The following is a 15,000-nucleotide window of genomic DNA, read 5'->3' as shown; positions in this document are numbered from 1 at the left end:
CAGCGTCGCGTGTTTCTCACCGGAGGTAGAGCTACTGGATGGTCTAGGGGGCCCACAAGCTTACCGAAATCAGCCAAACTCCGAATGCCGGTGAGTGAGAGCGCGGCAGTGAGACTGCGGGCGATAAGGTTCGTAGTCGAGAGGGAAACAGCCCAGATCGCCAGCTAAGGTCCCTAAGCGTGTACTAAGTGGAAAAGGATGTGGGGTCGCGAAGACAACCAGGAGGTTGGCTTAGAAGCAGCCACCCTTGAAAGAGTGCGTAATAGCTCACTGGTCAAGTGATCCTGCGCCGACAATGTAGCGGGGCTCAAGTACACCACCGAAGCTGCGGCATTCACGCAATAGCCCCCAGTTGATCCAAGGATTTTCTGGCAGGTGTGTGGATGGGTAGGGGAGCGTCGTGTGGCCATGGAAGCGGCAGGGTGACCTAGCCGTGGAGGCCACACGAGTGAGAATGCAGGCATGAGTAGCGAAAGACGAGTGAGAAACTCGTCCGCCGAATGACCAAGGGTTCCTGGGCCAGGTTAATCCGCCCAGGGTGAGTCGGGACCTAAGACGAGGCCGACAGGCGTAGCCGATGGACAACGGGTTGATATTCCCGTACCCGTGTGAACGCGCCCATGGTGAATCAGTGATACTAACCATCCTGAAGCCACGAGAAGACCTTCGGGTCTCGAGTTGGTGGATGCATGGGACCTGATCTGGTAGTAGCCAAGCGATGGGGTGACGCAGGAAGGTAGCTGAGCCAGTCAGTGGTAATACTGGTGTAAGCGTGTAGGGCGTGACCTAGGCAAATCCGGGTCACACATAGCCTGAGACGTGATGCGTAGCCGATTGAGGCGAATTCAGTGATCCTATGCTGCCGAGAAAAGCCTCTAGCGAGCTTTCACACGGCCCGTACCCCAAACCGACACAGGTGGTCAGGTAGAGAATACTAAGGCGATCGAGATAACTATGGTTAAGGAACTCGGCAAAATGCCCCCGTAACTTCGGGAGAAGGGGGGCCCTGTTTGGTGACGACATTTACTGTCTGAGCTGGGTGGGGCCGCAGAGACCAGTGAGAAGCGACTGTTTACTAAAAACACAGGTCCGTGCGAAGTCGTAAGACGATGTATACGGACTGACGCCTGCCCGGTGCTGGAAGGTTAAGAGGACCGGTTAGTTCCTTCGGGAGCGAAGCTGAGAATTTAAGCCCCAGTAAACGGCGGTGGTAACTATAACCATCCTAAGGTAGCGAAATTCCTTGTCGGGTAAGTTCCGACCTGCACGAATGGCGTAACGACTTCTCAGCTGTCTCAACCGTAGACTCGGCGAAATTGCATTACGAGTAAAGATGCTCGTTACGCGCGGCAGGACGAAAAGACCCCGGGACCTTCACTACAGCTTGGTATTGGTGTTCGGTTCGGTTTGTGTAGGATAGGTGGGAGACTGTGAAACGGTGACGCCAGTTATCGTGGAGTCGTTGTTGAAATACCACTCTGATCGAATTGGACCTCTAACCTCGGACCATGATCTGGTTCAGGGACAGTGCCTGGTGGGTAGTTTAACTGGGGCGGTTGCCTCCCAAAATGTAACGGAGGCGCCCAAAGGTTCCCTCAGCCTGGTTGGCAATCAGGTGTCGAGTGCAAGTGCACAAGGGAGCTTGACTGTGAGACTGACAGGTCGAGCAGGGACGAAAGTCGGGACTAGTGATCCGGCACCGGCAAGTGGAAGCGGTGTCGCTCAACGGATAAAAGGTACCCCGGGGATAACAGGCTGATCTTCCCCAAGAGTCCATATCGACGGGATGGTTTGGCACCTCGATGTCGGCTCGTCGCATCCTGGGGCTGGAGTAGGTCCCAAGGGTTGGGCTGTTCGCCCATTAAAGCGGCACGCGAGCTGGGTTTAGAACGTCGTGAGACAGTTCGGTCTCTATCCGCCGCGCGCGTTAGAAACTTGAGGAAGGCTGTCCCTAGTACGAGAGGACCGGGACGGACGAACCTCTGGTGTGCCAGTTGTTCCGCCAGGAGCACCGCTGGTTAGCTACGTTCGGAAGGGATAACCGCTGAAAGCATCTAAGCGGGAAGCCTGTTCCAAGATGAGGTTTCTCACCCCCTCGAGGGGGTAAGGCCCCCGGCAGACCACCGGGTTGATAGGCCAGAACTGGAAGTGCAGTAATGCATGCAGGTGACTGGTACTAATAGGCCGAGGACTTACCACAAAGAAGCTACGCGTCCACTGTGCGGTATCTGAAACAACACACAGATACCTTGATTTCGATCATCCATCATCGATCACCCCTGATATTCACGGGTGGTGGGTGTGTGGAGGATCTGGATCACAGGTTGGTTACTGTGACAGTTTCATAGAGTTACGGCGGTCATAGCGAAGGGGAAACGCCCGGTCCCATTCCGAACCCGGAAGCTAAGCCCTTCAGCGCCGATGGTACTGCACTCGACAGGGTGTGGGAGAGTAGGACACCGCCGAACACAAATTAAGAGAAGCCCCCCAACCAGTGATGGTTGGGGGGCTTTCTCGTACCCAAACCCCCCCCAAAAAACCCACCCCGCACTCTCCGAGTGAACGGTACGTCCGTCGCCTCAGATCGACCCAACGCCCCGTTCACACCATCACGAGCGAGCACGGCCGGCTCACCACCCCGTCCGGGATCGAGTGAACGACACTCTCACCCTCCTAGACGAGGGGAACGATACGTTCACACGATCCGCGAAAAGCCTGCGCTCACCACAGGTCTCGTGAGTCGAACGCCAATCGCGATACCAACCCGCCACGGAACCCGTCGAGCGTGGCTAGGCTCGGAAGAGGTGCCCCGTGTGATCGGGCCCACCTCACCTGTGCACGCGTGATGACTACGGAGGCTTCGATGACCGATATTCTCGACCGCACCAAAATCTATGTTGATGGCGCCTGGATCGAATCCACTGGCAGCGGTCGGATCGACGTTCTCAATCCGGCTACCGAAGAGCTGATAGGAACTGTCGCCGAAGGCACTGTCGAAGATGTCGACGCGGCCGCGAAGGCAGCACGAAAGGCGTTCCCTGCCTGGTCTGCACTATCCGGCGGTGAGCGCGCCGAATATCTTTCCAAGGCCGCGGCGATAATTGCCGAACGCACCGATGATCTTGCGGCGCTTGTTTCGCAGGATATGGGAATGCCGATCGGATTCGCGAAGCCCGTACAAATCGGAATGCCGCTCGCGAATTTGAATGCATTTGCCGAATTGGCTCGCACTTATGATTTCGACGCTCACGAGGTCGGGAATTCGCTGATTGTTCGCGAACCTGCGGGTGTTGTCGGCGCCATCACTCCCTGGAACTTCCCGCTCCACCAAGTTGTCTTGAAGGTCGGCGGTGCGCTCGCCGCGGGCTGCACCGTGGTTCTCAAGCCCACCGAGGTTGCGCCACTCATCACGTACGCTCTCGCTGACATCTTCGACGAAATTGGTTTGCCTGCAGGTGTATTCAACCTGGTGAGTGGCTACGGCCCGGTAGTGGGCGAAGCCATCGCCGGCCACCCTGAGGTCGACATGGTCTCCTTCACCGGATCGACTCGTGCAGGCAAGCGAGTGGCCATCGTTGCCGCGGACACCATCAAGAAGGTCTCGCTCGAGCTGGGCGGCAAGTCGGCGAATGTCATTCTCGACGACGCCGATCTCGAAAAGGCTGTCACGGATGGCGTCGCAAAGTGCTTCATCAATTCGGGCCAGACCTGTTCGGCGCTGACGCGTATGTTGGTTCCCGCGGAGAAGGTGGATGAGGCAGCGGCAATTGCTGCTGCAGTCGCCGCTCATTTCCCGGTAGGTGATCCGACTCAGCCGACTTCGGTGCTTGGTCCTCTGGTGAACGCGAATCAGCTGGGACGCGTTCGCGGATACATCGAGAAAGGTGTGTCGGAAGGTGCCACCGCGGTTGTCGACGGTCGCGAAACTGGTCTGGCCAGTGGATATTTCGTCGGTCCGACGGTGTTCGCGAACGTGACCGAAGACATGACCATTGCGCGCGAGGAGATCTTCGGACCGGTCCTCTCGATCATGGGCTACAAAGACGAGGCCGACGCAGTGCGTATCGCCAACGGCACCGAGTACGGACTGGCCGGTGGCGTTTGGTCAGGTGACCCCGATCGCGCGGATCGCGTCGCCCGGCAACTGCGGGCCGGGCAAGTCGAGGTGAACGGCGGCGCCTTCAACACGAATGCTCCGTTCGGTGGGTACAAGCAGTCGGGCGTCGGGCGCGAGGCCGGCACGTTCGGGCTCGAAGAGTTCCTCGAGATCAAGGCGATTCAGCGATAGTTTGTTCGAGAATGGCGATGCTCCCGTACCAAGTGCGGGAGCATCGCCATTTTTGTACCCGGATCAGGACTTGGCGGCATCCAAATGCTGAGCCGAGATGTTCGCCAGATGTGTCAGGTCCGAGGCCACGGTCGCGAACGTGTAGCCCTCCCCGAGCCGTTGTGCCGCAACCTGACCGGAAGGTGTGTGGATTCCCGCAGCGACTCCGCTGACGGCGGCAGCTTCGCGCACCCGGGTGAGCGCTGCTTCGAATTCCTCGGCGACGTCCGGATCGTTGGAGTGCTTACCGCCGACGGCGATTCGTAGGTCGGACGGCCCGACGTACACGCCGTCCAAACCGGGCACTGCGCAGATCTCTTCGACGTTCGCCAGACCCTGTGGGGTCTCGATCATCGCAAATACAACGGTGTCGCGGTTCGCGTCGGCGGGAACGGGGCCGATACGGAGTTGAGAGCGCATGGGTCCGTAGGAGCGGATGCCGAAAGGCGGATACTTGGCGGCTGCCACGGCGGCCGCTGCCTCTTCGGCGTTGTTGATCAGCGGAACGATGACGCCCACAGCGCCCGCGTCGAGTGCACGGCCGATGGGCGTCGGATTGTTTGCCTCGACGCGCACCATCCCGACAGTGGACGGTGACGAGTCGATGGCGGTGAGCCCGGCGACCATCCCCGAATAGCCGATCAGGCCGTGCTGCATGTCGAGGGCAATGTAGTCCCAGCCGACGTGCGCAATCCATTCGGTCGAGACCGGACTGTCGATGACGGACCAGTATCCGAGAATGCGTTCGCGTCCTCGGATACGTGCGGCGAATTCCTGTGCTGACATAGTGAAGAACTCTTCCTGATGAAGGTCGGGTGTTTCAGCGGTTGTAGTTGGGCATGGGGCCTCGTAGGGCGGCACCGACTAGGTCACACTCTTCGACGGTCGAGGCGTCGAGTGGACCTCGCCCGATGGCCGCGATATTGGATTCGAGGTGCGTAACTTTGGATCCTCCGAGGAGCAGCGATCCGGCGACGGGCTTGCTGACCAGCCAGCGCAACGCAAGCTCGGTCAGGGAGATGCCCGACTGTTCCGCGATCGCCGTCAGTTGTGCAATGGCGTCGAAGATCTGTGTGTTCCAGTATCGCTCCTTGTACATCGACGCAAGACGGGAGTCGCCGAATCGGCCGTCGACGGGGTTTTCCTCGAAGGTGTGGCGCCCGGTGAGCAGGCCCCCACCGAGTGGGTTGTAGACCATGGTGGTCAGTCCGGTCACGTCCGCGAATTCTGCGTATTCTTCTTCGATGCGACGCGCGAGCAAGTTGTAGAGCTGTTGTGCGACGATCGGTCGCGGAGCACCGACTGTGTCTGCGGTGTAGTTGATTTCACTGATTTGCCACGCGGCAAAGTTGGATACGCCGAGTGTGCGGATCTTGCCCTCGGCAACCAGTTCCGCGACGGTGGTAAGAGTTTCGGTCAGCGTGACGGTTCGGTCCGGCTGATGGAGATAGAACAGGTCGACGTAGTCCGAGTCGAGTCTGCGCAGACTTCCTTCGATGCTTGCTCGGAGTCCCTTTGCCGAGAGTGGGCTGTTGTCACCGGCATCGGGGTGTGGCATTCCTGCTTTGGTGGCCAGAGTGACGGAATCGCGTCGGCCATGGAGGAGCTTTGCCAGCATGCGCTCGGACTCACCGCCCGCATAGCCGTTGGCCGTGTCGATGTGAGAGATACCGGCGCCTAGTGCTGCGTCGAGCATCGATCCGGCACCCGATATGTCGACCGTATCTCCGAAGGTCATAGTGCCGAGCACCAGTTTCGGAAGCTCGAGTGGGGCGGTCATCAGGCAACTCCTCGTGATTCGGTCTGCTTGGCTAGCAAGTTCTTGGACAGGGCTGCCACCACGTGGCGTGGTTTGATGCCGACCATGGTGGTGGGATCGAGAGCAGCGCCTCGTAGTGCGCGGGTGTACGGCTCGCGCGGACTGGCGAGAACTGTTTCTGTGGAACCGGATTCGACGATGGCTCCTTTCGACATCACGACTACGGTCTCGCTGATTTCTCGGACGACGCCCAAGTTGTGTGAGATGAAAACGTACGTCAGACCGGTATCGGTCTGAATTTCACGTAGGAGCGCGAGTACCTGCGCTTGCACCGAAACGTCGAGAGCGCTGGTCGCTTCGTCGCAGACCAGGATCTCGGGTCCGCTGGCAAGTGCACGGGCAATTCCGATGCGCTGACGTTGGCCACCGGAGAACTCTGCCGGACGCCGGTGTAGTGCCGAGTTGGGCAGGCCAACGCGATCGACGAGTTCTGCTGCTGCCTTGGCGCGTTCAGACTTGCTCCGAACACCTTTGAGGCGCAGTGGTTCTCCGATGATGTCCTCGGCAGTCAGATGGGGGTCCAGCGATCCGTACGGATCTTGGAACACCATTTGAACGCGAGAGCGGAAGGGGCGCAGTGACTTCTCCGACATCTGCGCGATGTCATTGCCGTCGACGAGAATGCGTCCACTGGTCGGTGTGAGGAGTCGGACGATAGATCGAGCGATTGTCGACTTGCCACATCCGGATTCGCCGACGATGGCCAGGGTCTTGCCCTTTTCCACCGAGAAGCTCACAGCATCCACGGCTCGGAAAACTCCGTCGGGAACCGGATACTCGACAACGAGATCTTCGACGGCGAGAAGTGGCGTTTCGTGGGGGTTCATGCCGAGGCTCCGATCTGTGTTGAACGGGCGGGGTCGCCATCCCAAGGCCCCAGGTGCGGTATGGCGTCGAGAAGCTTTTGTGTGTAGGCGCTTTGCGGTGAGTCGACGAGAACGTCGGCGCTACCGGTCTCGACAAAACGTCCGTCCTTCATCACGTAGATGCGATCGGATACGAGTCGGGCGACTCCGAGGTCGTGGGTGATGACCAGCATTCCGATCCCGGTGCGTTCCTGCAATTCGAGCAATAGATCCAGAATCCCGGCCTGAACGGTGACGTCCAATGCGCTGGTGGGTTCGTCGGCCACGATCAGTTCGGGGCCGGCAGCAAGAGCTCCGGCGATGAGGACGCGCTGCAGCATTCCACCCGACAGTTGATGCGGGTACTTGTCGAGTTGCTTATCCGGATACGGAATGCGTACCTGCTCGAGCAGTTGCACTGCCCGCTCGATTTGTTGCTTCTTCGCGGTCACACCGCTGTGGCGCACTGCTTCTCGAAGTTGGCTGCCGATGGTGTGGACGGGACTCAGAGCCGTCATCGGGTCCTGGGGGATGAGGGCGATGTGTTTTCCACGAATATCGTTCAAGATCTTCGTGTTTCCGAGAATGTCCTGGCCTTTGAACACGGCTTTCCCGGAAAGAACGGCAAGATCGTCCGGAAGCAGCCCGAGGATTCCCATGGCCGTGGTCGACTTTCCGGAGCCGGATTCACCGATGATGGTGACGGTTTCACCGGCGTCGATGCAGAAGGACACCCCGTCGACGGCTCGGATGACGCCATTCGCCGTGACAAGTTCGATCTGGAGGTCGTCGACCCGTAGTAGATTGCCCATGTCTCACGCCTTTGCTTTCTGGGCGTTGCCACGCCCGAACAGGCTTGCGCCCAGTCGTTTCGAACCTGCAGGACGATCGCGCAGGCCGTCGCCGAGTAGGTTCACTCCGACGACCAGTAGCACGATCATCAGACCGGTCAACGTGACGATCCACCATGACGTGGTGATGTAGTCCTGGCCGTCGGCGATGATTCGTCCCCACGTTGCGAACGGACGTTGCGGTCCGGCGCCGAGGTAACTCAACGAACTTTCCAGCAGTACGGCCTGCGCGAGCAGCAGCAGGACGACGAGCGAGGCCTGCTTGACGATGTTCGGAATGACGTGACGAAGCAGAATTGCCATGCGAGTAAGTCCGAGGACTCGAGCTGCAGCTACGTAAGGCTTTTCGCGTTCGACGAGTACCAATGAGCGAGTCAACCGTGCGACCTCGGGCCACTGCGCGATCGCGATGACAAACGTGATGACGGGAATGGACGGACCGAACAGCGCAACGACGAGAAGCAGCATCATCAGCAGAGGCAGAGAAAGCTGTGCTTCGAGTAGGCGGGAGATGACGGTGTCGACCCAGCCGCCGAAGTACCCCGCGGCGGATCCGGCGACTATGCCGATGACCCCGGAGACGATCACGGCGAGAATACCGATCGTCAGAGACACCTGGCCGCCGTGCAGGATCCGTGAGAGGAGATCTCGTCCCAACTGATCGGTGCCGAACAGATGGCCGTCGGTGAGGGGCGGTAGCCGTCGACTGCTCAGGTTGGTCTGGTTCGGATCTGCAAGGGGGAGTAGTCCCGCCAATGCAACAGGAAGAATCACCAGGAGCGCGCAGATCGAGCCGGCCCAGATCTTGACTCGGCTGTCTCGCTTACGGCGCGTGGCTCCGGCGCGTGCGAAGTCTGCCTCGGTGACCGCGCTGGCGCGTGGAGTTGTTGGAGGTTCCAAGACGGTAGTCATCAGTTGGCGCCCTTTCCGAGTCGCACGCGTGGATCCAGGAGGGGGTAGAGGAGGTCCACTGCCAGTTGCACGAGCACTGCGAGAACCGCAGTGACAAGCACGGTGGCCTGGATGAGCGGGTAGTCGCGAGTCTCGAGTGCGCGGACCACCAGCGAGCCGACACCAGGCCAGGCGAACACGACCTCGACCACCACGACGCCGTTCAGCATTCCGGCAAATCTGGTGCCCAGCGCGGTGACGATCGGAATCGCCGAATTACGCATCGCATATCGCCAGGTGAGTTCGCGTTCGGATACTCCGCGAGAACGTGCGACCGTGATGTACGGAGAAGCGAAGGCCGAGACCATTTCGCGTCGAACCATCCGGGAGATCAACGCGATCTGAAGGATGGCGATGGTGACGGTAGGCAGGATCAACGACGGCCATGTGGTGAAACCGGCTGCCGGGAGTACTGGGATCAAGACCGCGAAGATCGTCACCAGCATCAGGCCGCTCCAGAACTCCGGCATGGACTGCCCGCCGACGGCCACGACGTTCGCACCGAGTTCACGTCGGGTGTCCGCGTGACGGGCCATCCACACGCCCAGCGGAATCGAGAGCACGGCGGTCAGCAGAATGGAGCTGACGGCAAGGGTGATGGTGTACGGGAGACGGCCGAGGACAACGTCCATGGCCGGCGCCTGGAACGAGTACGACGTGCCGAGATTCAGATGGACGAGGTCCCACAGGTAGATCAGGTATTGAGAGAACACCGACTTGTCCAAGCCCATGTCAGCACGGATTTGTGCTAGATCCTCCGTGCTGGCCAGCGGTCCGGCCAAGGCGTAGGCAGGATCGCCGGGAGCCATTCGGATCAGGACGAACACTGTTGTGAGCGTGAGGAAGATCGTCAAGGCACTCTGTGCCAAGCGTTTGAGCACGTATTTGACGGTCGGGTTGATCCTTGTGCGCCGACGCGGAGAGATTCCGAGAGCGGTTTGCGGTTTCGGAGCGGTGAGAGTCATCGCCTCAGGCCTCCAATCGGACGGCGCCGAGGTCGTAGGAGTTGATCGGGGTCAGTGAAACATTTTGTACACGAGTGCGTTTCGCAAGGAGTGCGTTGGGTACGAAGCTCCACAGGCAAGGCCAGGTGTTCCAGATGTCTTGTTGTGCGGCGTCGAGTAGAGCGGCGCGCTTGGTCGGGTCTGGTTCACTGGATGCGGCTTGGATCTTCGCGGTGATTTCGGGGAAGACGTACCCGTGATAGGTGTCGCGAGTTGCTTCCTTCTCCGCTGTGCCGGCGTACATCCCCTGCAACGTGGTCAGTGCAAGTCCGGTCTGGTTGCCGTAGCCGTTGCCCAGCACATCCCAGTCGCCGGTCTTGCCCTGGCGCCAGGACGAGATGTCACCGCCCGGTTCGAACTGCTGGAGTTTGACGCGTACTCCCACGGCCTTCATCATTTCGAGTACCGATTCCATCACCGAGACGTCGTTGGTGAACTCTCCGGTTTCCCAGATGAAGGTGAGTTCGAGGTCGTCGGCGCCTTCGGCCTCGAGCATCTGCCGCGCTTTCCGTGGATCATATTGGTAAGTACCGGTTTTCACGGCTCCGTCCAAGGTCGACGGTGCGGGGCCGGTGGCCGGGACTGCGGATCCGATCAGCACGTCCCGAGCGAGTGACTCACCGTCGATGGCATACGTGAGAGCTTCTCGGACACGCGGATTGGACAGTGGGTGATCGGCGGGCTTGCGGAAGTTGAAGAACAGTTGGTTGATGCGTGTGCTCGGCACTGTGTCCACCTGGACACCAGGCAGGTCGGCGAGTTGTTCGGCGGAATCGGGACTGATCGAGTCGATGACGTCGACCTCGCCGCTCCGAAGTGCGACGACGCGGCCGGCCTCTTCGGGAATGAAGCGGACCTGAACACGACGAACGCCAGGGGCCGGGCCCCAGTAGTTGTCATTGGCGACAAGTGTGTAATCGCCGGTGCCCCGGTTCGATTCGCTGACGACGAACGGTCCAGACCCGATTCCGCTCTGCAGTTCGTTGGGTTCGTTGGCAGCGGCCGGGGTGATCAAGATGTTGGACATGAGCGAGTCCAGAACCGGCACCGGGGAATTCGTCCGAAGGATGAAGGTGCGATCGTCGATGGGGACGACCGTCGGCCACTCGGGGAACTGCGGTGCGACAAACGATCCGCTGACCTGCTGGTACATCTGCATTGCCGTCGTGACGTCGTCGATCAGCACAGGTGTGCCGTCGGAGTAACGGATGCCCTCGCGGAGTCGAACCGTCCACTCGGTCGGGCCGGTCGATTCGAACCTGTCAGCGAGAACGAGTTGCGGTGTCAGATTGTCGCCGATCCGGGTGAGACCTTGTCTGACGCCTCGCTGAGCCGTGACTGCTGCGTCGAATTGATTGAGTTTGTTGTCGAGGCTGACGAGCGAACGGTTGAGCCCGAGCACCAGGGTGTCCTGTGTCGGCTTCCCGGTAGGGCCGGCGCACGCGGCAGTCGTGCCCAGAAGCGTTGCGCCACCGATCAGCCCGGTGAACTGCAGAAAGGATCGCCGGGAGAGCTGTGGTGTTCGCAAACGAGTATTGGTCATCGGTGACCTTTCGATCCTGACGGGGCAGCGTGGGGGCGACGCTCCGAGCGGACTGTTGGTGAACAATCGCGTCGGGCTCTCGCTTGTAACTCAGCTCACAATGGCACTGTTGCGCACTTCGCGCAAGTCCCGTAACTTCGATTGCGTACTTCGCGCATCGGTTGCGATGCTGTGCATACTCGATTCAGACCGAAAGGGGGTCGAGGAATTCGATGAAACCACTGGTAATCATCGCTGATGATCTTTCCGGAGCCGCGGAGTCGGCCGCAGGATTTCTGCTCCGCAGTTCGGGCATATCGCTTCGACTCGGCCCAGGTGCGCCCGACGGATCAGGAGTGACGGTTTTCGATCTGCACTCACGGCGATCCGACCCCGCCAGAGCCTCTCGTGACGTGAGATCAGTTCTGCAATCGTCTGACGGCTCCGAGATCGTCAAGAAGATCGATTCCCTGCTCAGGGGCAACATAGCGGCGGAGGTTGGAGAACTCTCCCGCGACGGATCCCCGGTCATCGTCGCCGCCGGACTGCCCAGGCAAGGGCGCACGGTGCAAGGCGGGGTGGTGTTGGTCGATGGGGTTGCGTTGCACGCCACCGACCTGTGGCGCGCGGAGTCGAAGCCGGCTCCTCGGTCGATTGCGGAGGCGCTCGGCTCGTCGGCAATTACTTCTGGCGTATCGCTGGACGACATTCGCTCCGGGCGGTTGAGTCAGGTTCTTGCGTCGATCTCAGAAGCCGGGTCGGTGGCGATCTGCGACGTCGAGACCGACAGTGATCTGGAACTGATTGTGGCTGCAGCACAGGAGGTTCGGGGTTCTCGATTGGTAGGAACCTCGGCGCTCGCGACGGCAGTGGCACGACGACGAACCGTGCAGTCACCCGTCGTGCGTCCATCTCTTCGTGATTCTCGATCTACTTTGGTGGTTGTGGGGACGGCGGATGCGTCTGCCGGGGACCAAGTGGAATTGCTTCGGGATTCAGGTGCGCACCATATCGAAGTGAACAGTGCTGAACTCCTGGCGCATTCGGTCGATCCGCTTCCGATTCTGAACGCACTGGATCGCGGAAACGTCGTGGTTTCGGTAAGTGGACCTGTCGTGCCTGCAGAATCCGTCCATCTCGTTTCGGCTCTCGCCGATCTGATCGCTGCCGTCGATGCAGGATTCTCCCACGGCGAGTACCCGATCGACTTGGTTCTTACCGGTGGCGAAACCGCGCGCAGCGTTCTCGACCGCCTGCGGATCGACACTTTGTCACCGATTTACGAAATTGAACACGGCGCCGTACTTTCCGTCGACCACACCGGACGGTACATCGTCACGCGGCCAGGCAGTTTCGGGAATGCACACAGTCTTTTCTCTATAACGAAGTTTCTCGCGCGCCCCATCCCGGTCGACGCTCCGGACAGTCCACCTTCAGACAACGAGGTCAATCCCATGTCAATCGAATCCACTCCACTGCCGCTGATTGCTGTCACGATGGGCGACGGCGCCGGCGTCGGACCGGAAGTGATCGTCCCCGCACTCCTCGACGCCGAAACGAGAAAGCGTTGCCGCCCTGTTGTTGTCGGCGACGCGAAGCGTTTGCGATTGGCTGCCACGGTGCTCGGAATAGACGTCGACGTGGTCGCGATCGAGGAGATCAAGGATGCTGAATTCAACGATGGACGGATCAACGTCATCGACCTGGACTTGCTACCCGAGGATCTCGCCTGGGGTGAACTGTCGGCAGTCGCGGGGGATGCGGCCTATCAATATATCCGCGTCGCAAGCGAACTCGCCGTACGCGGTGAAGTCCAGTCGATCTGCACGGCGCCACTGAACAAGGAAGCGCTGCATGCGGCAGGACACATCTATCCCGGACACACGGAATTGCTTGCGCACCTGACCGGTACCGAGGAGGTGTCGATGATGTTGTCGACCCCCAAGCTCAAGGTGATTCACGTGACCACTCACATCGGACTGCTCGATGCAGTTGCCAGGATCGAGCCCGGCCTGGTCGAGAGGACCATTCGTCGAGGTCACGAAGCTTTGGTGCGCACGGGCAATCCATCTCCGAAAATCGGCGTGTGCGGGATCAACCCGCATGCGGGGGAGAACGGGCTTTTCGGGTACGGAGAGGAAGAGCAGAAGATCATTCCCGCCGTTGAACTCTTGAAGGCAGAAGGAATCGACGTCCACGGCCCACTGCCGGCGGACACGGCATTCTTCCTCGCTGGACGTGGGGACTACGACTTGATCGTTGCGATGTACCACGATCAGGGGCACGGCCCGGTCAAGGTTCTCGGGATCGAGGCCGGCGTCAACATCACCGTCGGGTTACCTGTCATCCGTACCTCCGTTGATCACGGAACCGCTTTCGATATTGCAGGTAAGGGCATCGCCGAGGCCGGTAGTATGGTCGAAGCGCTGCGGCAGGCGGCCGAATTGGCAACCAGCACATTCGTTTCCAAGTAAGCACCAGGGTTTGTAGGGGGAGGAGCGATGGTCATCCGGGAGTCGGAGGCGAGGCGGTCGGAGATTGTGAGGCTCGCTCGCACCAGCGGTCTGGCCAGTGTCGAGGATCTGTCTGCCCAATTCGGGGTGACTGCATCTACGATCCGTCGCGACCTGAGTCAGTTGACTGCCCAGGGAGTAATTGCTCGAACGTATGGCGGGGCGATTGCTCTCAACCCTCATCCGGAATCCTCCTTGCGTCAACGCGCAATGGAGGGATTCGACGCCAAACGGGGCATCGCCGAATGGGCTGCTGAGCAGGTCCGGCCCGGAGAAACCGTGCTCCTTGATGCAGGTACCACCGTCGGAGCGATGGGAGAGTTCTTACGTCACGTGACGAATTTGACGGTGATCGCTGCAGGGCTGACGGCGCTCGAGGCGTTAGCCGACGCTGATGGTGTTCGAGTCGAATGTCTCGGCGGGACGCTGAGGCAGCTCAGTCAAGGGTTCGTCGGGCCACTGGCGGAAGCGTCGCTGCAGAGGGTGTCGTTTGACAAGGCATTCCTCGGTGCCGATGCAGTTACCGCTGACCTGGGTATTTGTGAAGCTGAGCTCGATCAGACCCGGCTCAAGGAAATGATGATCGAACGTGCCGGCGCGGTCTACATCCTCGCCCACTCCGCCAAGCTTGGTGAACGTCCTTTCCATGCGTGGGCGCCGATACCGCCGGGGGCCGTGCTGGTTACCGATGCTGCAGTAGACGCAAAGCAAGTCGCGTTGTTCGAGGATGCAGGTATCCGAGTCCAAGTGGTGTGAGTTCCCGCTGCGTGCCGATCCGGCCACGGTGTCCGGCGTCACATGATGTCCGAATTGGTGAAAATCGACTGAAACGGGCAATCTTGCTGGGGAAATGGATACCTCCGAGTCTCTGACCTGTGGATTTGGCAAAGACTTCGGCGGACGCGTAACTTATTCCAAGTCAGAGCGACACGGACACCGACTCCCACCTGCGAGGGTGAGTGACACGAGGTTGTACGAAGTGCCTGGCGAACACAATCCAGTTTTTCTTCACGGGGTTCCGGTTTGCGCCGGTGACCTGGTTGGGATAGGCTGGAAAAGTTGCCCCGGAGCGGCGGCCATAGGGTCGTGGTGATGGTGTGTGCGTGTTCTTTGAGAACTCAACAGTGTGTCGATGAATGTCAGTGCCAAATATTTTTTGGTACTTCAC

Annotated in this window: 10 protein-coding genes and 2 rRNA genes (1 of these 12 only partly in view); 5 read left to right on the top strand and 7 right to left on the bottom strand. The window is 59.9% G+C overall.

Going from position 1 to position 15,000, the window contains the following annotated elements; genetic code table 11:
- From EEB12_RS12575 to EEB12_RS12565, 3 genes are all read left to right on the top strand, one after another.
- Window positions 1-2,200: ribosomal RNA gene (locus EEB12_RS12575) — 23S ribosomal RNA — on the top strand (it extends 935 nt beyond the left edge of the window).
- 151 nt (window positions 2,201-2,351) lie between these two features.
- Window positions 2,352-2,468 (top strand): 5S ribosomal RNA (gene rrf, locus EEB12_RS12570).
- A 395-nt stretch (window positions 2,469-2,863) separates the two neighbouring features.
- Window positions 2,864-4,288 carry an aldehyde dehydrogenase family protein gene (locus tag EEB12_RS12565; protein ID WP_007732506.1) on the top strand — a complete coding sequence of 475 codons (1,425 nt, stop codon included), beginning with the start codon at window positions 2,864-2,866 and terminating at the stop codon, window positions 4,286-4,288.
- Window positions 4,289-4,351: 63 nt separating this feature from the next.
- On the opposite strand, the gene EEB12_RS12560 is transcribed toward EEB12_RS12565, so the two are convergent.
- The 7 genes from EEB12_RS12560 to EEB12_RS12530 are packed head-to-tail and all read right to left on the bottom strand — an operon-like array spanning window position 4,352 to window position 11,340.
- Window positions 4,352-5,113: an HpcH/HpaI aldolase family protein gene (locus tag EEB12_RS12560; RefSeq protein WP_019746656.1), complete on the bottom strand. Its 762-nt coding sequence runs from the start codon at window positions 5,111-5,113 to the stop codon at window positions 4,352-4,354.
- A gap of 34 nt (window positions 5,114-5,147) precedes the next feature.
- The gene (locus tag EEB12_RS12555; RefSeq protein ID WP_021334655.1) at window positions 5,148-6,107 is read right to left on the bottom strand and encodes an aldo/keto reductase; all 960 of its coding nucleotides are present in this window, start codon (window positions 6,105-6,107) and stop codon (window positions 5,148-5,150) included.
- Entirely contained in the window at window positions 6,107-6,973 is an 867-nt protein-coding gene (locus tag EEB12_RS12550) for an ATP-binding cassette domain-containing protein (protein WP_051253226.1), read from the bottom strand. Before EEB12_RS12550 ends, EEB12_RS12555 begins: the two co-directional genes overlap by 1 nt.
- Window positions 6,970-7,803 (bottom strand): ABC transporter ATP-binding protein, encoded by an 834-nt coding sequence (locus tag EEB12_RS12545; protein WP_024488052.1) that lies wholly within the window; start codon window positions 7,801-7,803, stop codon window positions 6,970-6,972. Before EEB12_RS12545 ends, EEB12_RS12550 begins: the two co-directional genes overlap by 4 nt.
- A gap of 3 nt (window positions 7,804-7,806) precedes the next feature.
- On the bottom strand, window positions 7,807-8,754 hold the full coding sequence (locus EEB12_RS12540; protein ID WP_019746660.1) for an ABC transporter permease: 948 nt from the start codon (window positions 8,752-8,754) through the stop codon (window positions 7,807-7,809).
- Window positions 8,754-9,758 carry an ABC transporter permease gene (locus EEB12_RS12535; protein ID WP_007732496.1) on the bottom strand — a complete coding sequence of 335 codons (1,005 nt, stop codon included), beginning with the start codon at window positions 9,756-9,758 and terminating at the stop codon, window positions 8,754-8,756. Before EEB12_RS12535 ends, EEB12_RS12540 begins: the two co-directional genes overlap by 1 nt.
- Window positions 9,759-9,762: 4 nt before the next feature.
- Complete coding sequence (locus tag EEB12_RS12530; RefSeq protein ID WP_007732494.1) at window positions 9,763-11,340, bottom strand: ABC transporter substrate-binding protein; 1,578 nt, start codon at window positions 11,338-11,340, stop codon at window positions 9,763-9,765.
- Between the two features lie 212 nt (window positions 11,341-11,552).
- Between EEB12_RS12530 and pdxA the strand changes: the two genes are divergently transcribed.
- Complete coding sequence (gene pdxA, locus EEB12_RS12520; RefSeq protein ID WP_031332311.1) at window positions 11,553-13,793, top strand: 4-hydroxythreonine-4-phosphate dehydrogenase PdxA; 2,241 nt, start codon at window positions 11,553-11,555, stop codon at window positions 13,791-13,793.
- Window positions 13,794-13,820: 27 nt separating this feature from the next.
- A complete protein-coding gene (locus EEB12_RS12515) occupies window positions 13,821-14,588 on the top strand; it encodes a DeoR/GlpR family DNA-binding transcription regulator (RefSeq protein WP_141487899.1) in 768 nt (255 codons plus the stop codon).
- Window positions 14,589-15,000 lie beyond the last annotated feature (412 nt).

This window comes from Rhodococcus sp. WS1 (assembly GCF_003797745.1).
Lineage (GTDB): Bacteria > Actinomycetota > Actinomycetes > Mycobacteriales > Mycobacteriaceae > Rhodococcus_F > Rhodococcus_F erythropolis.
This window is presented reverse-complemented; position numbering and strand designations above follow the sequence as displayed.